The 21,381-nt window shown below is 35.6% G+C and carries 21 protein-coding genes and 1 tRNA gene; 12 read left to right on the top strand and 10 right to left on the bottom strand.

What is annotated here, in order from left to right; genetic code table 11:
- The first annotated feature begins 20 nt into the window (after positions 1-20).
- The 3 genes from IV57_RS05210 (at position 21) to IV57_RS05200 (ending at position 1,586) form a co-directional block, all read left to right on the top strand.
- Positions 21-680: an MFS transporter gene (locus IV57_RS05210; protein ID WP_057880445.1), complete on the top strand. Its 660-nt coding sequence runs from the start codon at positions 21-23 to the stop codon at positions 678-680.
- A gap of 42 nt (positions 681-722) precedes the next feature.
- Complete coding sequence (locus IV57_RS05205; RefSeq protein ID WP_083488894.1) at positions 723-1,181, top strand: MFS transporter; 459 nt, start codon at positions 723-725, stop codon at positions 1,179-1,181.
- Between the two features lie 123 nt (positions 1,182-1,304).
- Positions 1,305-1,586, top strand: coding sequence for a hypothetical protein (locus IV57_RS05200; RefSeq protein WP_057880443.1), 282 nt, complete (start codon positions 1,305-1,307; stop codon positions 1,584-1,586).
- Between the two features lie 137 nt (positions 1,587-1,723).
- Here the strand turns inward: IV57_RS05200 and IV57_RS13360 are convergent, their stop codons facing one another.
- The 4 genes from IV57_RS13360 to glnA all read right to left on the bottom strand — a co-directional run bounded on the left by IV57_RS13360 (position 1,724) and on the right by glnA (position 4,433).
- Positions 1,724-1,909, bottom strand: a complete 186-nt coding sequence (locus IV57_RS13360; RefSeq protein WP_057880442.1) for a MerR family transcriptional regulator — start codon at positions 1,907-1,909, stop codon at positions 1,724-1,726.
- A complete protein-coding gene (locus IV57_RS13355) occupies positions 1,902-2,162 on the bottom strand; it encodes a MerR family transcriptional regulator (RefSeq protein WP_057880441.1) in 261 nt (86 codons plus the stop codon). Before IV57_RS13355 ends, IV57_RS13360 begins: the two co-directional genes overlap by 8 nt.
- 71 nt (positions 2,163-2,233) lie before the next feature.
- Positions 2,234-2,992, bottom strand: coding sequence for a hypothetical protein (locus tag IV57_RS05185; protein WP_057880440.1), 759 nt, complete (start codon positions 2,990-2,992; stop codon positions 2,234-2,236).
- A 112-nt stretch (positions 2,993-3,104) separates the two neighbouring features.
- Positions 3,105-4,433 (bottom strand): type I glutamate--ammonia ligase, encoded by a 1,329-nt coding sequence (gene glnA / locus IV57_RS05180; protein WP_157051908.1) that lies wholly within the window; start codon positions 4,431-4,433, stop codon positions 3,105-3,107.
- Positions 4,434-4,739: 306 nt separating this feature from the next.
- On the opposite strand from glnA, the gene IV57_RS05175 reads away from it, so the two are divergent.
- Complete coding sequence (locus tag IV57_RS05175; RefSeq protein ID WP_057880439.1) at positions 4,740-5,717, top strand: GMP reductase; 978 nt, start codon at positions 4,740-4,742, stop codon at positions 5,715-5,717.
- Positions 5,718-6,011: 294 nt separating this feature from the next.
- On the opposite strand, the gene IV57_RS05170 is transcribed toward IV57_RS05175, so the two are convergent.
- Together IV57_RS05170 and IV57_RS05165 are read right to left on the bottom strand one after the other, a co-directional pair.
- Entirely contained in the window at positions 6,012-6,980 is a 969-nt protein-coding gene (locus tag IV57_RS05170) for a glycosyltransferase family 2 protein (protein WP_057880438.1), read from the bottom strand.
- Positions 6,981-7,002: 22 nt separating this feature from the next.
- A complete protein-coding gene (locus tag IV57_RS05165; protein ID WP_057880520.1) occupies positions 7,003-9,426 on the bottom strand; it encodes an ArnT family glycosyltransferase in 2,424 nt (807 codons plus the stop codon).
- 264 nt (positions 9,427-9,690) lie between these two features.
- On the opposite strand from IV57_RS05165, the gene IV57_RS05160 reads away from it, so the two are divergent.
- The 3 genes from IV57_RS05160 to IV57_RS05150 are packed head-to-tail and all read left to right on the top strand — an operon-like array spanning position 9,691 to position 12,198.
- On the top strand, positions 9,691-10,383 hold the full coding sequence (locus IV57_RS05160; protein WP_057880437.1) for a response regulator transcription factor: 693 nt from the start codon (positions 9,691-9,693) through the stop codon (positions 10,381-10,383).
- Complete coding sequence (locus tag IV57_RS05155; protein WP_083488893.1) at positions 10,367-11,692, top strand: sensor histidine kinase; 1,326 nt, start codon at positions 10,367-10,369, stop codon at positions 11,690-11,692. Before IV57_RS05160 ends, IV57_RS05155 begins: the two co-directional genes overlap by 17 nt.
- Before the next feature lie 53 nt (positions 11,693-11,745).
- Complete coding sequence (locus IV57_RS05150; protein WP_057880436.1) at positions 11,746-12,198, top strand: ASCH domain-containing protein; 453 nt, start codon at positions 11,746-11,748, stop codon at positions 12,196-12,198.
- 621 nt (positions 12,199-12,819) lie between these two features.
- Here the strand turns inward: IV57_RS05150 and mscL are convergent.
- Both mscL and IV57_RS05140 read right to left on the bottom strand, forming a co-directional pair.
- Positions 12,820-13,206: a large-conductance mechanosensitive channel protein MscL gene (gene mscL, locus IV57_RS05145; protein WP_057880435.1), complete on the bottom strand. Its 387-nt coding sequence runs from the start codon at positions 13,204-13,206 to the stop codon at positions 12,820-12,822.
- A 191-nt stretch (positions 13,207-13,397) separates the two neighbouring features.
- Positions 13,398-14,693, bottom strand: a complete 1,296-nt coding sequence (locus IV57_RS05140) for a PTS sugar transporter subunit IIC (protein ID WP_057880434.1) — start codon at positions 14,691-14,693, stop codon at positions 13,398-13,400.
- Between the two features lie 188 nt (positions 14,694-14,881).
- Between IV57_RS05140 and IV57_RS05135 the strand changes: the two genes are divergently transcribed.
- The 3 genes from IV57_RS05135 to IV57_RS05125 all read left to right on the top strand — a co-directional run bounded on the left by IV57_RS05135 (position 14,882) and on the right by IV57_RS05125 (position 17,347).
- Entirely contained in the window at positions 14,882-15,268 is a 387-nt protein-coding gene (locus IV57_RS05135; RefSeq protein ID WP_057880433.1) for a hypothetical protein, read from the top strand.
- A 137-nt stretch (positions 15,269-15,405) separates the two neighbouring features.
- Positions 15,406-16,779: an FAD-dependent oxidoreductase gene (locus IV57_RS05130; protein WP_057880432.1), complete on the top strand. Its 1,374-nt coding sequence runs from the start codon at positions 15,406-15,408 to the stop codon at positions 16,777-16,779.
- A 145-nt stretch (positions 16,780-16,924) separates the two neighbouring features.
- On the top strand, positions 16,925-17,347 hold the full coding sequence (locus IV57_RS05125; RefSeq protein WP_057880431.1) for a hypothetical protein: 423 nt from the start codon (positions 16,925-16,927) through the stop codon (positions 17,345-17,347).
- A 110-nt stretch (positions 17,348-17,457) separates the two neighbouring features.
- Here the strand turns inward: IV57_RS05125 and IV57_RS05120 are convergent.
- A tRNA-Leu gene (locus tag IV57_RS05120) sits at positions 17,458-17,541 on the bottom strand.
- Between the two features lie 67 nt (positions 17,542-17,608).
- Between IV57_RS05120 and IV57_RS05115 the strand changes: the two genes are divergently transcribed.
- Both IV57_RS05115 and IV57_RS05110 read left to right on the top strand, forming a co-directional pair.
- Positions 17,609-18,457: an NAD(P)H-hydrate dehydratase gene (locus IV57_RS05115; RefSeq protein WP_057880430.1), complete on the top strand. Its 849-nt coding sequence runs from the start codon at positions 17,609-17,611 to the stop codon at positions 18,455-18,457.
- Positions 18,458-18,459: 2 nt separating this feature from the next.
- Positions 18,460-19,266, top strand: a complete 807-nt coding sequence (locus IV57_RS05110) for an alpha/beta hydrolase (RefSeq protein ID WP_057880429.1) — start codon at positions 18,460-18,462, stop codon at positions 19,264-19,266.
- A 170-nt stretch (positions 19,267-19,436) separates the two neighbouring features.
- Here IV57_RS05110 and IV57_RS05105 read toward each other — a convergent pair whose 3' ends face one another.
- Positions 19,437-21,068 (bottom strand): putative polysaccharide biosynthesis protein, encoded by a 1,632-nt coding sequence (locus IV57_RS05105; protein ID WP_057880518.1) that lies wholly within the window; start codon positions 21,066-21,068, stop codon positions 19,437-19,439.
- Between the last annotated feature and the right edge of the window lie 313 nt (positions 21,069-21,381).

Here is a 21,381-nt window from a genome sequence, read left to right as displayed (position 1 = left end):
ATTTTGAGGGGGGAAACAAAGTGAAGAAGGTAACTGCCAAAGTATTATTTTTGGGAGCTTTTCTAGAATCAGGTGGAGCCAGTTTTATGTGGCCCATCAATACCATTCTGATTCACAATTATTTACATCAGTCATTAGCAGTTGCGGGGACGGTTCTTTTTTTTAACTCCTTTTTTAATTTTTTAGGAGACTATGTTGGAGGTCAACTGTTTGATCACATCGGGGGGCATAAGACCGTCATCATCAGTACAACAATTTCTTTAGGAGCCTTGATTGGACTAATTTTTAACCACGGTTGGCCTGCCTATCCAATATTTTTAACAATTTTAGGCTTTGGCGTCGGCAGCTCTTATACTGTTATCAATTCCTATGCATCTCAAATCAATCATATTAATAAATACAATATCTTTACCGGTATTTATGTTAGTTCTAAATTTGGTAGTATCATTGGTACGGCTTTATGTGGCACCCTTGCCAGTATTAATATGACATTGGTTTTTGTAGCTTACTTTATTTCATTAGGTTTATTTTTTATTTTAGGTATTTTTTGGTATAACGGCGATTCAGGGTTCATTAATAATACACGTCAGAAAATATATTTGACCAAATTCAAATTTCAATCTGGAATCACCTTAATCGTTTTATTTATTAGTCTAATCTGGATTGTCAATTCACAATAGAGCAGCAATATTTCAGCAAATATCACCAGACTTGGTATTCCAATGAGTAAATATAGCATCCTGTGGACCATCAATTCTATCTTGACCATCACCTTATTGCCGCTGATAACCTATTTGACCAAAAATTGGAACTGGTTCAAAAAATTTCAAATCCCTTTGGGAGTCATGCTTTATATCATTGCCTTTGGTTCCTTGATCAACGCCACAGCCTACCTAGCATTTGCTGCAGGAGTAATTCTTTATACTTTAGGAGAAATGCTAGTTGCGCCATCCATTCCAGCTTTAATAAGTAACTCAACACCTAAGTCGAAAGCCGGTCACTATCAAAGTATCATCAGCATGTCCTCTACTTTCCCTAAGGCAATTGGGCCATTACTTGGAGGCATCCTAATCAAATATACTTCTTACACAGTTTTATATTTATCAGCAATTGGTATTTTGATTTTATCGTTATTCGTCTTTAAACTCGGTCAGTCCAAATTGAAAAAGATGGCTAATTAAGAAACCATATCTTTTAAAATTCTATGAATAAATCAAGGTGTAAATAACTTTTTTAATAATAGGTATATCTATTCAGGTTTAAAGCGCTATCTTTGCTATAATCAAAGTAAGGAGGCGGTTATCATGGCTTTGAATATTAATCTAGTGAATGGTAGAAGCATTCACATCACTGAAGAAACATACATTATCGCTTGGAAGTATCAATCCTCACTTATGGCAAGCAACGATGATAATTATTATTTGGATCGTATTTTCAATGGTACTTTTGAAGATGGAAAAGTTACCGAAGACGATGAAGAAAACAAACTTGAGGGTTTGATCAGTGCTGCCGATTGGATCACAATTGGTAGAGATAATAAGAATTCCCTAAAAGCATCCGCTGTTTTAAGTATTACCAGAGAATAAATGCAAAAAAAAAGACATCAGCCTAGGCTGGTGTCTTTTATGCTCTCTGGGGGGAAAGCAGTAATCAGAATTTTGATTACGCCAAATATTAACATTTTAAAATACTAATTTCCAGAAAAACGTCTATAAACAAATATTTAGTTATTCAGCGATTGACTAGCTTTTGAAGCGGCTTCCAATGTGTCGCAAAAATCCTCTAAACCGGTTTCAGTTCCCTGAGCACAGGCAGCTTCAAAGTATTGAACCTTATGGTCTAGTTTTTCTAAATATCTCTGCGATTGGGCAATCTGTTTCATCACATTATCACGTTGCTTTTTAAACATAGCTAATCGTTCTTCCAAAGTAATATTGCCTTCCATTGACATATTTAACAAAATCTCTAATTTCTTTTAACGACATACCGGTTTCTTTAAGACACGAGATCAAATCAACGAAATCCATATCATTTTCAGTAAATTCTCGACGACCACCGTTGCCACGATGAACAAATGGCATCAAGCCTTCTTTATCATAATAACGCAAGGTATAACTAGAAAGGCCCGTTTTTTCTGCCACTTGTCCAATTGAATAAGCCATATCGGTCCTCCTCTTCTCTTATAGAAATATTAATTCCATTATAACGTTTGTATTCATTATTTTATACTTTTTTAATTCAAACTGGCATTAAAATGTTCAAAGAGATTTTCACCGTGATCAATAACTTGTAAGACTTGTTGCTGATCACTGACATTAATACCTTGATGATTTAACAAACTAATAAAATCAGATAAATCGGTGGCTAATTTACTATCGATTCCTAAAGAAATTATTTCATTATTTTGTAAGGTTAAATTTATTCTAAAATAGTCGGCCTGAATATCAAATGGGCTGATTCTGGTATGCAGTTTATATTCTAGACTGGCCTTTTTTATTTGATCATATTTGTACGTAGCCTGTTTTTTTGAAACTAACCCCAATAATTGAAAAATTTTTATAAAATCATATTGGTTAAAATCATCTGTTTCAATCCGATCATTTTTAATAATCCAGTAGGAATGAAAACAGGCTGGCAATGTCAAACCTATTCCTAATACTAAAACTAGACTAAGAACCCACATTGGTTGATAACCAAATCCAGTAAATAGAGCGCTAATAAAAATAATAAAAACAATCGTAAAAGCAGTCCTAGTAAAACTGACTTTATTTCCAACGAGTTGTCCTGTTTCAAATTTTGATTCAAATTTTCTTAGTGAACGTTTTTCAGGGACTAAATCATAGATTGATTGTCGTAATTTATCATTAGGATATAAGGTTCCTGCTTGTAACATCATTACTTCCTGCTCAGAGACCCCCAGTTTCTGAGTAAGTTCTTGTCTATTCAAACCACTGTCTTCGAAAATTTTGGAAAATTCTGAATTAATGGTCATGATGCTTGCCTCCTACATAAATATTTTTATGTAACCACTATCATTATATTACCTAGCGACACAAAAAAATACTCCTGAGTTGTCAAAACCCAAGAGTATTTCTAATTTAAAATTAGTATTGAGACATATAAGTATCTCTTTCCCATTGAGAAACTGTTTGTTGATATCTAGCCCATTCAGCATTCTTAGCAGCAAAGAAACTGTTAGTCAAGCCTGTACCAAGGGATTGTTGAACGTAATCATCCTTACGTAGTGCTTTCAAGGAGTTGTGTAAGGTAGATGGTAGATCAATAATTCCCTCTTCACGACGTTTGTCTTCTGACATTTCGTAAATATTATCTTTAACTTCTGGCATAAGATCGTAATTACTCTTAATACCATCAAGTCCAGCATCAAGAATACATGCAATTGCAAGATATGGATTAGTTGTTGGATCAACACTTCTCATTTCAATACGCTTGGCCTTACCCTTTGCAGCAGGTACACGTATTAATGGTGAACGGTTTTTACTTGACCAGGCAATGTAAGTTGGAGCTTCAAAACCTGGTACTAAACGTTTATATGAGTTAACAGTTGGATTGTTAACGGCTGTCAAAGCACGAGCATGTTTCAAAACGCCACTCAAGAATTGCTTAGCTGTATCTGATAACATATCATTTTCATCATCAAAAATATTGTCGTCGCCATTAAAGAGTGACATGTTAATGTGCATCCCTGAACCATTAATACCTTGCATAGGCTTTGGCATAAAGGTTGCATACAAACCATGTTTTCTTGCAATAGTCTTAACAACTAACTTGAATGTTTCGATACTGTCAGCCGCTTGTAGTGCATCTTGATATTTGAAATCAATTTCTTGTTGTCCTGGGGCAACCTCATGGTGACTAGCTTCAACTTCAAAGCCCATTTGTTCTAATCCTAAAACGATATCCTTACGAACATTAACGCCCAAGTCGACAGGTGAAAAGTCAAAGTAACTACCATCATCATTTAGATGTAAAGTTGGATTGCCATGTTCATCTGTATTAAATAGGAAAAATTCTGGTTCTGGTCCGATATTGAAGTGTGTGTAACCCATATCGTGCATCTTCTTGATAATTCTTTGAAGGTTAACACGAGGATCACCTTCAAATGGTGTACCGTCGGTCTTGTAAATATCACAGATCAAACGAGCAACCTTACCGTGTTCTTCTCCCCATGGGAAAATTAACCAAGTTGATAAATCGGGATGTAATAGCATGTCACTTTCTTCAATACGTGTGAATCCATCAATTGATGAACCATCGAAAGTAGTTTTGTTTGCTAAAACTTTATCAAGTTGAGATACGGGAACTTCTACATTCTTGATAATTCCGTTAATATCTGTAAACATCAAACAAATAAATTCGACGTTTTCATCTTTAACCATTTTTGTAATATCTTCTGCAGTATACTGTTGCACTTTTAACCACTCCTATTGGATATACCGATTTTTTGAGAGTCACTAATAAACGTTATTAATATACCGTTCTATTAATAATAAGATGATAATACCAATTCCGTGTATTAGTGTCAAATATTTTCATTTTGTTTTGCAAAATTTCCAATACTTGTTACAAATATTATTGTATAAGAAAATTCTATCATATTAAATCATAATATTAGCAATTTTAATTTGACTTCTTAATCATTTCCAGTTAAATTGTAGATACGAACGAAATTGAATATAAAAATAATAATTGTTCGTAATTAATGGAGTGTATATTAAATGCAAGTATTTGATTATGAAGATATCCAACTAATACCGAATAAATGTATCGTTGATAGCCGTTCAGAATGCGATACTAGTATCAAATTCGGTCCAAAAACATTCAAGATTCCGGTTGTTCCTGCCAATATGCAGACAATTATCGATGAAAACTTAGCTGAAAAGTTAGCTGCTGATGGTTTTTTCTACGTTATGCACCGTTTTCAACCAGAAAAAAGAATCGATTTTATTAAAACTATGAATCTAAAACACTTATTTACCTCAATCAGTGTCGGTATCAAGAAAGATGAATTTAACTTTATTGATGAATTAGTCACTGAGAATCTAAAACCAGATTATATTACTATCGACGTGGCTCATGGTCACAGTGATCGGGTCATTGAGATGATCAAACATATCAAAAAGAATCTCCCAACATCCTTCTTAATTGCTGGTAATGTCGGCACTCCAGAAGCCGTCCGTGAACTAGAAAATGCTGGTGCTGATGCTACTAAGGTTGGTATTGGACCTGGTAAAGTTTGTATCACCAAGTTAAAAACCGGTTTCGGTACTGGTGGTTGGCAATTGGCTGCTATTAGACTCTGTGCCAAGGCCGCTAGTAAACCCATTATTGCTGATGGTGGTGTTCGAAATGACGGCGACATCGCTAAATCAGTCCGTTTTGGAGCTGATATGGTAATGATTGGTTCATTATTAGCTGGACACAAGGAATCTCCTGGTAAGATTATCGAAAAAGATGGTCAAAAATATAAAGCCTATTATGGTTCTGCTTCTCAATATCAAAAAGGTGAATATAAAAATGTCGAAGGTAAACGCATGCTGATTCCTTATAAGGGGGAAATCATGGATACCTTGAATGAGATGAAACAAGATTTACAATCATCCATTTCTTATGCTGGTGGTAAAGATCTACAATCACTTCGCAAAGTTGACTATGTAATTGTTAAAAATTCCATTTATAATGGTGACGTATATTAAAAACTAAGGACCCCTACTTCACAGAGATTGTGAAATAGAGGTCCTTTTATAATCGGTCATTTTAAATAATTTATATAACCATATAAGTGATTCTTTAACACAAAAAAAAGAAGTTGGCGACTGGGTGTTCGTCAACTTCTTTTTATGAATGGGATAGTTCATGTTCAATTTGATAAGAAACCGTTGTCCATCAAACAACTTTATAGCTATCAAATTTACCATTACTGTAACACATTAAATCGAATTTAAAAAGTGTGAAAACTTTTTGAGTATAAAAGACTAATTTTTATATTATTAATTATTCATTTGACGGGCTGAGAAGTCGTGGATGCCTTTATTTCGCTCTTGAAACCCCTCTGTCTTACTAACAATGAAACGAGGACGATTGTTAACCTGATCTAAAACTCGACCCAGATAACTGCCCAATATCCCAATCGACAGCATCAACAAACCTAAGGTAAATAAGAGTACGGTCACTCCAACTGAAGCTAAACTGTAGTTTCCACTAGCGATTAAATACCCTAGTGAAAAGACGCCACTGACAAAAGGCACGATGGAAAAAATATTGACAAAACGTAAAGGTTTCATTGAGAAAGACGTGATTCCATCTAAGGCCAATTGAATCATTTTAGAAAGTGGATATTTAGTCTCACCAGCAATTCTTTCCTGACGATGATATTGAACACTCGTCTGCTTAAAGCCGATCCAAGTAACTTGACCACGGACGAACGGATCTTGTTCATGTAGTTTAACTAATTGATGAACTGCTTTACGATCCATCAATCGAAAATCACCCACATCCAATGGCATATCGATTGTTGCTAATTTTTTGAATGTTCGATAAAACATCTTAGCTGTAAATTTCTTAAAGATTGTTTCACCATCGCGCTGCATTCTCTTACCGTAGACAATCTCATAACCTTCGTGCCACTTCTCAATCATTTGGGGGATAACTTCTGGTGGATCTTGCAAATCAGCATCCATTACGACGACTGCATCCCCCTTGGTATATTCTAGCCCAGCTGTAATAGCCAGTTGGTGGCCAAAGTTTCGTGAGAATTCAACTAACTTTATATTATCATGTTGAGAAATCGCATGATTGATAATGGCGGCTGATTTATCTTTGGAACCATCGTCGACAAAAACCAATTCATAACGTTCCTCTTGTTGTTCAATATAATTTAATAAGGTATCAATTGTTGCCTGAATGCCGGCCTCTTCATTAAAAACTGGTAGAACAATTGAGATCAATTGATTTTTCATAAGCAAATGTTCCTTTCATTGGTTACTTATAGATACTTGATAAGTCATAGAGAGTTCCAGATTGACCTGGACCACCCATTTTGCCGCCACCCATTGAAGAAGGTGCACCAGTTTTACCTGATTTCTTCATTTTCTTGAGTTGTGCTGTGGTCAATTTCTTCTTTGATCCACTTGGAGCTTTGGTACCTGAAGGTTTAGTTCCAGTTGGTGCATTACCAGTCTTAGTTCCACTTGGTTTAGCAGGTGGAGTTGCACCAGTTTTAGCACTGTTTGAACCCGGAGCAGTAGTACCAGTTGGAGCCTGACTTGCTGTACTTGTTTGTTTAGTTTTTGATGAAACTGTGACTGAACTTGAATTATTAGTTTGGGTACTACTATTACTTAGTGAAACTTTTTTAGCATGTTTCTTGATCCAACTAACAATTTCATTATTGGAACCACCAGTTTTACCACCTGAATAGTAATATTTAAGTTTGCCCTCTTTAACAAGTTTCTTAAATTGCTTCAAGCTAATTGCATCATCCGTACCATTGAAACCACCCATCGCCATAACGGCTTTGCCTGATTTAATGATATATGGAGCAGCCGTACTAGAATCATCAGTGGCAAATAAATATTCGGCTTTACCTTGATGCTTTTCAACGTAATTTAATAGTGTGGAATCAGTCTGAGAATCTCCCATACCACCTCCGCCACCACCAGCTGAAAGTAAGCTTGGTCCGGCACTAGGGATACCATCACTTGAACCAGCTAAAGTTGGTGTCAATGACCACCATGTTGGTGCAATCATTACGATAATTAGGGCTACGATTGACCAGATACGTTTATTTTTAAGTTTTATAGCGATCCATGGTAAGACGAATAGTGGAAGCGAAATGATAATTCCAGCTATCAATAATACCCAAGCTAAAGTTGGATAATAATCGGTCAAATACCAAGCTTGGAGAATACTAGTTGCTAAAATAGAAATCGGCAGCAGCATTGACCAAGGTGACTTTTCACGCCACTGCTTAATCATCGTATAAATTCCAACTCCGGCTAGAACGGCCATCGCTGGAGCTAACATGATCGTGTAATAAGGGTGGAAGAAACTTGCAACTGAGAAGAATCCAGCTACTGGTACCATCCAACCGATCCAAAGCCAAAGATCTTTTCTTTGCGGTGTTAAAGCGTACCATTTCTTCATTTTAGAACCTCTGAAGTAGGCATAACTAGAAATGACTCCAAAGACGGCTAACAACATTAGCCAACTAATTTGTGGACCCAATTCTTTTTGCAATAATCTAAAGGGACCGGCTGTACCAATGTTGAAAGCACCACCGCCTCCACCACCAGTTCCAGCACCGCCACCAGCAGCTTTATTGCTACCTGGTTGACCACCTTTTGTTCCGGTTGGCATAGTACCCTTTTTAGAACCTGATGGTTTGGCCGGAGGATTTCCAGTTGCGGATTTCTTCTTCGAACCACTAGGTGGTGTGGGTGCATTTGTTGCTGACTTAGTTCCACTAGCTGACTTAGATTTGCTGCCAGTCGGTGGTGTCATTGACTTACTACTCTTTTTAGAACTATTACCCATTCCAGGGAAAGCTCCACCAGTACCAGTCGTTTGACCAAGTAATCGTTGTGTCCCGTTATATCCAAAGGCCAGTTCCATTGCTGAATTAGTTTCGGAACCACCTTCATAAGGACGTTTGGACGAATTAGTCATATCAACTGACATTGGCCAAATCAAAGTGAAAACAGCTAAGAAAACTGTTGCAATCGATAAGTGGAGTAATTTCTTTTTCCAATTAACCTCTGCGGCTAACCAATAATAAAGATATAGTGCTGGTAAAACCATGAAAGCTTGTAACATTTTAATATTGAATGAAAATCCAATTAAAGCGAAACCGATCCAGAGATATCGCTGTTGATGATTCATAACGGCCTTTTGAACAAACCAGAAAGATAGTAATAGGAAGAAAACTAACGTCGCATCCATATTATTAGTTCTGGAATCAGCAACTACGATCGGTGTTAAAGTCATGATCAATGCTGATATTCTGGCAGGAATTCTACCAAAACGTTTTGAAACCATCGCATAGATTAGATAAACCGAACCAATTCCAAACAGAATTGACGGCAATACGACGCTCCAACCGTGAACACCAAATATCTTGGCACTGATTGTCATAAACCAAAGAGCTACCGGTGGTTTATCAACTGTAATAAATCCGGCTGGATCAAAACTGGCATACCAGAAATTTTTAAAACTCTTGGTCATGCTGACGATCGCAGCGGTATAGAAATTATTGGCTTCACCCGCCTCCCAGATATTCCAGGCGTACAAGAAAGCTGCCAAAATTAAAATGGCAATTAGCCAATAATCATACTTAATAGTGCTTAACTTATTTAGAAAACTAGATTTTTGATTTTTTTGAACACGATTTGGTTCTTTTGATTCCATCATTTATCTTCTCCTATCCTTAAATAGCTATATTTACAAAGAAACAAATGATTGAGTAGATTAAAATCGAAAGTAAAATCGGTTTTAACTGTAAATTATTTTTCATCTGTTCAAATTCCTTTCGTAACAACAAGGCTAAGATTAGACAAACTAACTTAAATTAAGCTTAAATCAAAAAAGATGCTTTATAATTATCAATGAAATTGATTCTTCCTGAACTTTAATTGACCATATATCAGAAAGAATTTATAAAAGGAGCTTACTATGCCAAACAATATTAGAGTTTTAGTAGTTGAAGATGATGAGAATTTGGCTAATAACATCGCCTCATTCTTATCAGATTTTTCAGAAGTTGACATTGAAAATGATGGTTTAAGTGGTAAATTTGCAGCTACTGAGGACGTTTATGATCTAATTGTTCTCGATATAATGTTGCCTGAAATGAACGGTTACGACGTTTTAAAGAATATTCGTGCTGATAATATCAATACCCCTGTTTTAATTCTGACCGCTAAGGCTGAGATCGATGATAAGATTCACGGCTTTAACTTGGGTGCAGACGATTACCTAACCAAACCTTTCCACCGTGAGGAATTACAGGCCCGGGTTAAGGCTTTATTGAAACGTAGTGGTGTTTTAGCCGATGATTCTACCTTAAAAATCAGAAATCTTGAGGTCAACTTAAACAACCATGCTATTGTCGCTGACAACCAACAGGTTTTATTGAACGGTAAGGAATACGATCTACTTGTTTACTTATTACAGAATAAAAATACTATTCTAACTAAAGATCAAATCTTTGAACGTATTTGGGGCTTTGATTCTGATACTTCTATTACAGTAGTTGAGGTTTATATGAGTAACTTACGTAAAAAATTGCGTCCTTCTAAAAACGATAATTTGATCAGAACTATCAGAAACGTCGGGTATATTTTCCAAGATGAAAACGAAATCTAAGCAAAGTAAAATTACTCAGCGACAACAATTTAAACTTTTTCTATCAATCATGGCTTCATTTGCGGTCCTATTTCTGACTTTAGGATTGATCATTTTTAATCTTTTTCAATCCTCCACTTATAAGAGTATTGATACTGATATTAAGAATCAGGTCGTTTCGATTCAAAAACAGCCCAATATGAAAAAGCGGGTCATTCCCGATCCACATGGTCCGACTGATCATTTTCAAACCAATACTGATAAACCTGATCCTAAAGCACCCTTTCAAGCTTCAATTTTGGTTTTTAATGATAAAGGTAAATTATTAAACAAAACTAGTTTGGGTAATCGTTATTCAGTACTCAAAAATATTAAACTAAATAAACGTGCTCTTAACGAAAAACAAACCTTAATTATCAATAATATGAATTTCCGTTCAATGTTAATCAAAGTTTCCGAAAAAAATAACAATCCGATGTATGCGGGTCATTATGTTTTGATCATGCAAAATATCGACACCCAGATTCAAGCAATCAATAATTTTGAAAAAATCCTAATCATTACCTTCTTTATTTTCTGGATAATTGCTTTAATAATTTCTTATTTCTTAGCTCGAATAAATATGTTACCAATCATTAAATCATGGAAACAACAGACGGAATTTGTTAATGATGCTGCCCATGAATTAAGGACACCGTTGACAATCATTCAAGGAAAACTTGAGTATATGCTGACTAAACCTAATAAAACAATTCTTGATGAAGCTGAAGCTATCTCAGTATCATTGGACGAGGTCAATCGTCTCAATTCCTTAACTAATAACTTATTAGTTTTAGCACGCTCTGATTCAGCTACAACTAAATTTAATTTTGAATTGACCACTCCTGAATTTTTCTTAAAAGATCCAATCGAACCTTTTAAGGATATTATTAATTCACAGTCAAAAGTTTTCCAAATTAGCTTAAATCATCATCCGACGCTTTACTTGGATCGTGATAAGATCAAACAATTGCTAATTATCCTATTAGATAATGCAACGAAATACACCCCCAAAAATGGCACCATCAAGATCTATGATCAAATTGAGGGTTCAAAATATCAATTTATCATTTCTGACACCGGTGTTGGAATCGCCGATAGTGAGAAGGCTAAAATCTTTGGTCGCTTCTATCGTGTCGATAAATCCCGTAACTCTAACAGTGGTGGTCACGGACTGGGCTTAGCAATTGCCACCCAGATTGTTAATATCCATCATGGAACTATTTCTGTGCGAGACAATTTACCCCATGGTAGTGAATTTGTTGTGGAGTTTCCCATCAAGCATATGTAACGACTACGGCCTCCGTATGTTATATTTTATATAATATATGGAGGCCTTTTATTATGGATAAAGAAAAAATCCAAGACTATTGGTTTAACTTTCTCAGAGATAAGAACTCGCTCTACTACCCCTTAGGTGATATCACTCTTTTTGGCGGCAATACTGATGATGCACAACAATTAGCTGAATTGGTTTATGACGGCATCAAAACCGCCACAACCTCTTCTTACGAGCTTTACGAGCCAACTGAGTATATGCCCCAAGTTGGTGACTATAATATTATCTTAAATGGTGCCGAGGAACCGATCTGTATTACTGAAACATTAGTTACTGAAGTAGTTCCTTTTAAACAGGTCAGTGCTGAACATGCCTACCATGAGGGCGAAGGTGATCGAACTTTAGATTATTGGCGTGAAGTTCACGAATCATTCTTTAAAAAAGAATATCAGGACGCTAATAAAACATTTAACGAGGACATCCCTTGTTTGTGTGAAGTCTTTAAACGAATCTACTAAAAAGCGGAATTGAATCAAATTAGGTTCTTACTTAAGTTCGGCAAGAACGAAAATATTCTTATCTTGCCGTCTTCCATAAAAATCGGAAATAGGCTGGAATGCGCTGAGGGCATCGTTTCGAATCAACTCAAATTCAGAGTTGTTTTGAAATCGAGCCTTCTACTAAGCCTATTTCCGATTTTTATTCCAGACTAAGTAACGCTTTGATTATTTGGTTCCTTTAATAAAAAACATATATTTTTAACCCAAAAAGACTGTCTTAACTGATTCCACATCGGTTAAGACAGTCTTTTATTATTAATCATTTAGAATGACTAAGTTTTAAGATAAATTTGAATATTAAACTTCAATTAAAGTTAGTAACATAAAAATAGTTACTAACTATATACTATTGAAAACAAAACCCTAGCTCGGAACCAGGAAGAAAAAATGGCTCAATAGCGATATTTTACTTATTCGGCGTATTTTTCCGGATTAGAAAAGGCTAATCTTGAAGACTCTGGGTACAAGAAACTCCAAGTTGTGCCCTGCTATGTTCCAGTCAATTTTCCTTCTTGTGGTGAGCGGCAACATCATAATAACTCCGTTAATTTACGCTCTAATCAGACTGAGTTACGTTTTTTACTTATCGCTTTTTTCATCTAAAGCGTCTGAGATCTTTTTCAAGTACATTACCATCTCATCTTCCTTAGTTTCTTCTGGTTCCGCTTCTTCTTCACGGCTCTTGATGACCTTGTTCATTACTTTAACAATCAAGAAAACCACAAAGGCAATAATTAAAAAGTTGATGATGGATTCAATGAACGTCCCATATTTGAAAGTAGCATCCCCGACCTTGAAAACTAAATTGCTCAGATCAATTTTCCCTAAAAACAGACCTATCAACGGATTAATTAAATTACTTACAAGTGATTGAACAATAGCAGTGAATGCAGCACCCATAATTACACCAACTGCTAGGTCCATTACATTCCCACGACTAATGAAATCCTTAAACTCTTTTATCATATGACAATCTCCTAATTTCATTTCTATACTTTAATTATCGCGTTTTACGGGGACTTTATGCAAATATTTGGCAGATTAATTTAGACAAATTGTCTATTGTATAAAAATATCCACAATTCAAAGTCTGAATTGTGGATATTTTACATTAAGAATCGAAAATTGAACATATTCGTCCACTCTCGTAATCGTTATTATGCTTGGGTTGCACCCTCAACTTCTGTCCCACTTTCGGCAGCGGCCTTAGCAGCTTCAGCATCTTGACTCTTTTCTTTAGCAAGCATTTGTTTTTCAGCAACTTTGAAGAATGGATAGTACATTCCTCCAGCAAGGACTAATTCAATTGCTGACCAAACAGCGGCACGCCAATCCCAACCAGTTGCCATTAAAGGTCCAATAATTGGAGGCATTGTCCATGGAACCATTGCTAATGGAGCTCTCATTAATCCCATTGTAATCAATAAGTAACTACCAGTTGCAAGGATCAATGGAATTACAATAAATGGAATCATTGTCAACGGATTCATAACAATTGGGAATCCGAAGATAACTGGCTCATTAATTTCAAACATGGCACCTGGAAAGGCTACCCGTCCAAGATCACGATAAGTCTTACTCTTTGAGAATAACATCAAAACAACCAGCGTAATAGTAGCACCGGTACCCCCAACGTTAACCATCAAACTGGAAAAACCAGCAGCAGTTGCGTATGGAAGTGGTTGATGATGTGCAAAAGCAGTTGCATTTGAAGCTAAGAATTGTAAGAAAATAGGATCAGCAATCCCTTCCAAGGTCATATCCCCGTGAATACCACAAACCCAAAGGATACTAACCAAGAATGTGTAAACTAAAATTCCTGGTAATGTATTCATTGCAAATAACAATGGATGGAAAATTGCTTGAATAACTTGATTAATATCAATATTCAATGGCATTCTGATAAACCAGAATAGTAGCAAAATTGCAAAACCTGGTAATAATGAAACAAATGAATTTGAAACGGCTGTTGGTACACCTTCTGGTAACTTGATAATAATATTCTTTTTAATAAAGAAATTGAAAATTGTTACAGATATCATAGCAGTAATAATAGCAGTAAATAAACCTGAAGACGAAAAATTATTTGTATCTAATTTAAACTTATCATCAAAAGAAACAATAACAAAAGCCATAGTCGATAATCCCGCACCGGAAATAGCATCTATCCCCAAAGCCTTTGCTAATTCAAAACCAATTCCGATAGCAGCTAACAGTGAAATAATACTAAAAGAACCATTAACAGCAACACTGATCATATTCATATATGGTTTAATCAAATTAGTCCATGCTGGAATAGGAATATTACCTAAAATAAGAAAAATACTACCACTAATGATAGCTGGTAAAGTTAAAACTAACCCATTACGAATAGATACAAGATATTTGTTGTTCCCTACTTTCGCCATAGGTGGCATAACAGTATTTTGAAGCCAATCCATGAAATTATTCATGACGTTCCCCCTCCTTCGTCGCTAGTTTGTCTAACAACAAAACAAAGTATAATACTGAAATCGTTTTCATACAATAGGTATATACCAAATTTACTAAACTATTTATTATTCTCGGAATGTTATCAATAAATAGTAAGTATTCTTTTCTAGATCTTTAACTTATAATCTACTTGAAGGGACGTGAAAAAATGGATAAATTTGCTATTTATAAGATGATTCTGGAAATAATTGCCGAACAGAATCCTAAAGATTTTCAAGAACTACTAGATGATGCTCAAAGATATCAAATTGTAAGAGATTACGTTGCTAGTGATAATATTAATCAATTCCTTATTCAAGATATCCAGGATACAACTATCAGCTTAATTAATGATGGCTTAATTTCGGGAATCATTAGTCCCTTGAAATATGTCACTCTAATTAAGTTCAATGGTTTAACTATCGCTGGATTTCAATATCTTAAAAAATTAAGGGAAACCGATATTCAAACTGAAATCGAATCTATTTTGAAACAAGACAATTTGTCGATGACCCCACAAACGTTAACTAAAGCCCTTTCTAAGCTGGTTTTCTAAGGCCAATTATTTTCTTAGTTAAAACTAAATTATTGACATTCGTCAACTAACTTATCAATTGACACTCCATTTAGTTAGCTATAACCTGTACTTGTATAAACTGAGTTTTAAAATTTACAAGCGGAGGTTATTTTTTTATGTCACAAACTAAAGTAGTAATTATTGGTGCATCACATGGTGGGCATCAATCAATTCTTGAGTTACTTAAACGTTACGATGACGTTGACATCAAATTATTCGAAGCGGGCGATTTTGTCTCCTTTATGTCCTGCGGAACTGAACTATATTTGGAAAATAGTGTTACCGATGTTAATGACGTTCGCAATTTCAGACCTAGTGATTTTGCTGCGGATAAAAATGTTGAAATTTTAAATAATCATCAAGTAACTAAAATCGATGCTGATAAAAAAACTATCACTTCCCTTGATACAATCGATAAAAGCAGTACTGAATATCAATATGATAAATTAATTCTCAGTCCTGGTGTCACACCTAAATCACTACCAATTCCCGGTAATGATCTCAAAAATGTCTTTCTAATGCGTGGTTTTGATTGGGCTACTAAAATCAAGGCCAAGTTAGAAGACTCTACCATTAAGAATGTCACTATTATTGGTGCCGGCTACATTGGGATTGAAGCTGCCGAGGCTAGTAAAAAAGCTGGTAAGAATGTCACCATTTTGGACGTCATTGATCGTCCCTTAGGAACCTATCTCGACTCTGAAATGACAGATATTCTTGCTCAACATCTTGCTGATAAAGGTATCAAAGTCATTACTAACGCTCATATTCAAGAATATACTGGCAATGATCAAGTGACTGGCGTTAAAACTGAAACAACTGAATACCCAAGTGATTTGGTTATTCAAGCTGCCGGGGTTAAACCAAATACCGATTGGCTCAAGGACACCGTTGAACTCGATGATCGCGGTTGGATAAAAACTAATGAATATCTTCAAACCAATTTAAAAGATGTCTATGCCTTAGGCGATGCCACTTTAGCTTACTCAATTCCTGCTGATAACCATGTTCCAATTGCTTTAGCCACTGTTGCTCGTCGTGAGGCTCGTTATATCGTCAAACATCTCTTTGAAAAAGTACCGGCTTTACCATTCGCTGGGGTCGTCGGATCATCAGCCTTGAGTGTCTTCGATTATCACTTTGCTGAAAGTGGTTTAAATAGTTTTACTGCTGGACGTTCCAATGTTGCTATTAAATCATCCTTCTACACTGGCAGTTTAAGACCTGCTTATGTTCCGACCAACAAAGATAATCCCAAAGTTTGTGTGCAATTGTTTTTCAACCCTAGTTCACACGTTCTTTTAGGAGGCGCAATTCTCTCAACTTATGATGCAACCGCTCAAGGAAACGTTTTGGCTTTAGCAATTCAACATAAATTGACCGTCGAAGATCTTGCTGATGCCGATTTCTTCTTCCAACCAGGATTTGACAGACAATGGAGTATTTTAAATGTTGCCGCTCAACATGCTTTAGGTGAAAAAGATTTTTAACTAAATAAAAAACAAATGTTGTTAATTCAGCATTTATTTTTTTATTTTGGACAACTTATCATTGGAATTTTAGGTTCAAATATGGTTGAATGATATCAAATTAGTTTAGACATCTAATTTGATATTATTCAACGGAGGATCTTCCATGAAAAAAATTAAAAATCTTGGTGCTGCAATCGTGATACTATCATTACCTTTGATTGCTTTACCAAGCATTATCAGTAGTAACACCGTCTTAGCTCAAACAACAGCTAAGAACACTAAAACTCATACTTATACTGGTACCGGTTCAATTAAAACATTTAAAAAAACGGCCTATCACACTAAAGATACTGATGGAAATCTCTATAAGGCACTTTTTATGGCTGATAGTCCTAATGTCAAATTAACTAAAAAAACTACCCTCAACAAATACCAAACTACCTGGTATGCAACTAAAAAAATGACTGTCAAGGTTGGTCCCAAACAAACTAGAACTTACTACTATGTAACTTCTAGCGACAAAAAGATTTCTGGTTGGACCTGGCAAGGTTATTTATATAAGGGGATTTTTAAAGCAGCTGACTAAATAAAGTAAGCAGAATAAAAAATCTGGAACATATATGAAATTCTAATAAATAAAAAAAGAGCTAAACCCTTAATTAATAAGGAGTTTAGCTCTTTTTGAAACTCTTCATATGCCGCTGGCGAGATTCGAACTCGCACCTAGTAAACTAGACAGCGACCTGAACGCTGCGCGTCTGCCAATTCCGCCACAGCGGCATATCAATACAAATAATCTCTAAATTAGATTACAATTAAAATGATACTACAATTGGAGGTTCTTGTAATGGAAAAAATAAGTAAAAATATTTTAAATCAAGTTATTATCCCCCGAAAACCTGAATCATATAAGGGAAACTACGGCAAAATATTAATTATCGCTGGTTCAACTAATTTTGGCGGTGCCGCTATTCTTTGCAGCAGTGCAGCTATCAATAGTGGAGCTGGTTTGGTTACCGTCGCCACAACTCCAGAAAAATTCACCGCAATCAATACTCGCATCCCTGAAGCCATGACGATCGATTATTTCAACAAACAGGAACTTCTAACTGCCATCCTGAATAACACTGTCATAGCTATTGGACCAGGTCTAGGCATCTCATCTACTGCCCGTGGTTTAATCAAAACAGTCTTGAACAATACTATAACCGGGCAGACCGTAATTTTAGATGCCTCAGCTTTAACTCTCATTGCTGAAGAAAAGATTCCCTTACAAACAACCGCACACGTGATCATGACCCCACACCAAGGTGAATGGCAGCGCCTTTCTAATCTACCCATTTCTGAACAAACAATCGATAATAATCTTAAACAATTACAAGGAATTGATTCCAAAGCAATTCTAATTTTAAAAAAGCATCTTTCGGAAATTTATTACAAAGATCAAGTATTCCAAATTCAAGCTGGTAATTCTGGTATGGCGACTGGCGGCATGGGCGATACTTTGACTGGTATCATTGCAGGTTTCATTGGTCAATTTGGCTATTCTCTAAAAACAGTTGCTGCTGCCCTGTTACTTCATAGCACTATTGCTGACCAACTTAATCAAAAAGAATATGTTGTTTTACCGTCAAAAATTATTAATAAATTGCCAAAATATATGGCTAAATTTAGTCAACTAACTGGTGAGAAATAATTTTGAAACATATCATTGAAGTTCCCATTCAACAAGATCCATTAATTATTGATAGTGACATAACCTATACTCAGGTACCTGGTTGGCTTGGTCAAACTACCCGTGATTTACATTTATCGATCATTCGGCACCCTAAACGATATGATGATCGACTATACCCGGTGATTTTTTGGTTCGCGGGTGGCGCCTGGATGGACGTCGATTATAACGTTCATCTCGCCAATTTAGTTGACTATGCTCATCAGGGATTTGTGATTGTCAGTGTCGAATATCGTGACAGCAATAAGGTTAAATTTCCTGGCCAATTAGAAGATGCTCAAGCTGCCATCAATTACCTAAAAAAACATGCCCAAGATTATCAAATTGATCCTCAAAAAATCATTGCTATGGGACAATCAGCTGGTGGACATCTAGCCAGTATGCTTGGTGTTCATCATAATGTAAATCTAGCCATTCCTTGGTACGGCGTGGTGGATCCTTTGACCACTATGAATAGTAATTTAACAACTTCTCACGAATTGATTTATCAAAATTTCTTAGGAAAAAGGCCCGATGTTTCCCCTACCCTCAATGACCGGGCAAATCCTTTAAAATTTATTACTGATAAAACTGTGCCATTTTTAATTCTACATGGTCTAGATGACCAAATAGTTCCAGTCTCCAATAGTGAGCAACTCTATCAGAAACTTTTAGATAACGAGGTACCGGTAGAGATGTATCTGGTTCGAAATGCTGGTCACATGGACAATAGATTTTGGCAACCAACAATAACTAACTTAGTTATTAATTTTATAAATCAATATATTTAAAAAGAGTTAGTAACATAACTGGTTTTGAATTTAAATATGCAACCATAAACGTAGAACATAACATAGCTCTTTCCACTTAAAACAAACAGGCAGTAGTAATCAGAATACGATTACTACTGCCTGTTTGCCTTGATGTTCGAGAACTGAACATGTTATGTCCCATTCTCGCCTTATCTAATATTAAAAATTCTTCTAATTCTTTCTACCTTTGATCCCAAAATTTTATCAGCTAATGATGTTTTCAAAACTAGGTATCCGTAAATAACTCCACCAAGTCCTGCCTCTAAAGCAAGTGCGACCACACTGATGATTCGATCAGAATTGCCAACGAAATGGAAGACGACCCAATCAACAAAAATCACCGAGATAAACATTATTAATGAAAAAAGAATGATTCCGCTCACACGACGGGTAATTCGACCAGTATTAAATGGATAGATAGCATGTAGTGCTCGAACCATTAACCAACAAACCACTGCCATTCCAATACTTGTGGCCACTAATGGACCAAATTCATGGAACAACCAAATCATTGGCAACTGCATGGCAATCTTGACGATAAACCCAATAACAAAGTATTTAATTGCTAGTTTGTTACGATATAACGCCTGTAATACAGCTGACAGAACAGTGAATAAGCCTAGTAAAATTGAAATTATAGATGAAAATTGTAACATCAAAACACCTAAAGCATCATAACGGTAAAATGTTGTCCACAATGGTTGAGCCACTGCATACATCCCTAATGAGGCTGGAATCATAATGAAGAAGAACAGTTCCAAGGTATTAGAAATTTGATTTTCAATTTTATCCTTATTACCTTTTGAATAAAGGCCTGAAAGAATTGGAACTGCAGTTACCGCCATCGCTGTTGAAAGTGAAACCACGATCATAATTAATTTATTAGCTTGGAAACCAAACAATGAATAATAATTATCCAATTGAGCACTTGTTGCATTAACAAACATTCTCATAAATTGGTTGAACGTTGATTGATCAAACAAATTAAAGAATGTGATTCCGGCATCTAAAATAATAAATGGTGCTGCTTGTTCAAAAATTTCTCTTGTAAAATTAGTTTCATTTACATCAGCTACTGGTTGTCCATTTTGAGACAATTTCCGCAGTTTCGGCAATCTTCGCAATAATGCTAAGACCAGTATTAGAATGGCTACCGCCGCCCCAATAAAAGCTGCAAACGTTGATTGAACGACTGCACTGATGTAACTCCCCTTATTAACGATCATAATCAGATAAGTTGCAACTAACAGATAAATAACCCGAGCAATTTGCTCAATAAATTGGGAAATAGCCGAGGGTGCCATATCTGAGTAACCTTGTAAATATCCTCTTAAAATACTTAAGATAGGAATAATCAACACGGCTACCGCAAGCGACTGAATGACTGGGATACTTCTTGGATCCCCATCAGTAAATAGGGTCGCTAGAACTGGTGCCCCAAAATACATTATGGCACCAAAGATGACACCCATAAAGGTCATAATTTTCAGACCATGTTTAAATAACTTATTACCAGTTGAATACTGGTCCAACGCATTATAATGAGAAATTTGTTTCGATATTGCTCCTGGAATACCAGCAGTTGAAATAATCAAAAACAAACTATAAATGTTATACCCTTTGGCAAACAAAGCGTTAGCAGCAGGATAATCTGATCCCATCCATGCCATCCATGGAATGATATATATTGCACCTAAAATACGTGAAAGAATACTACCAGCAGTCATCCAAGCTGATCCTCGCAACATTGTATCTTGTGAGGAACTCTCTGGATCCATCATTACTGGCATAACCTCTTCATCATCACGGCTATTATTTCCGCCCAAAACATGCACCACCTTAAAAACTATCCATTTAATTATAGCAAAATTCTTATCCTAAAAATTTTAAATTACACTTTAATTGACCAAAAAGCAAATTAATTTAAAAAAAGTCATCTATTTTTACATATTTTGCAGATTGTAAAGTTTATTGTTACTAATAAACCCATGAAACATGATAGAATATGATTGTTGAGGTTTAGGAATTAAACATCACATATAAAATTCACTTTATCAATCAGTATCACGCAATTATTCAAACAAAATAAAATTC

The sequence above is a fragment of the Companilactobacillus kimchiensis genome (genome assembly GCF_001438805.1).
In the GTDB taxonomy this organism is placed as follows: domain Bacteria; phylum Bacillota; class Bacilli; order Lactobacillales; family Lactobacillaceae; genus Companilactobacillus; species Companilactobacillus kimchiensis.
This window is presented reverse-complemented; position numbering and strand designations above follow the sequence as displayed.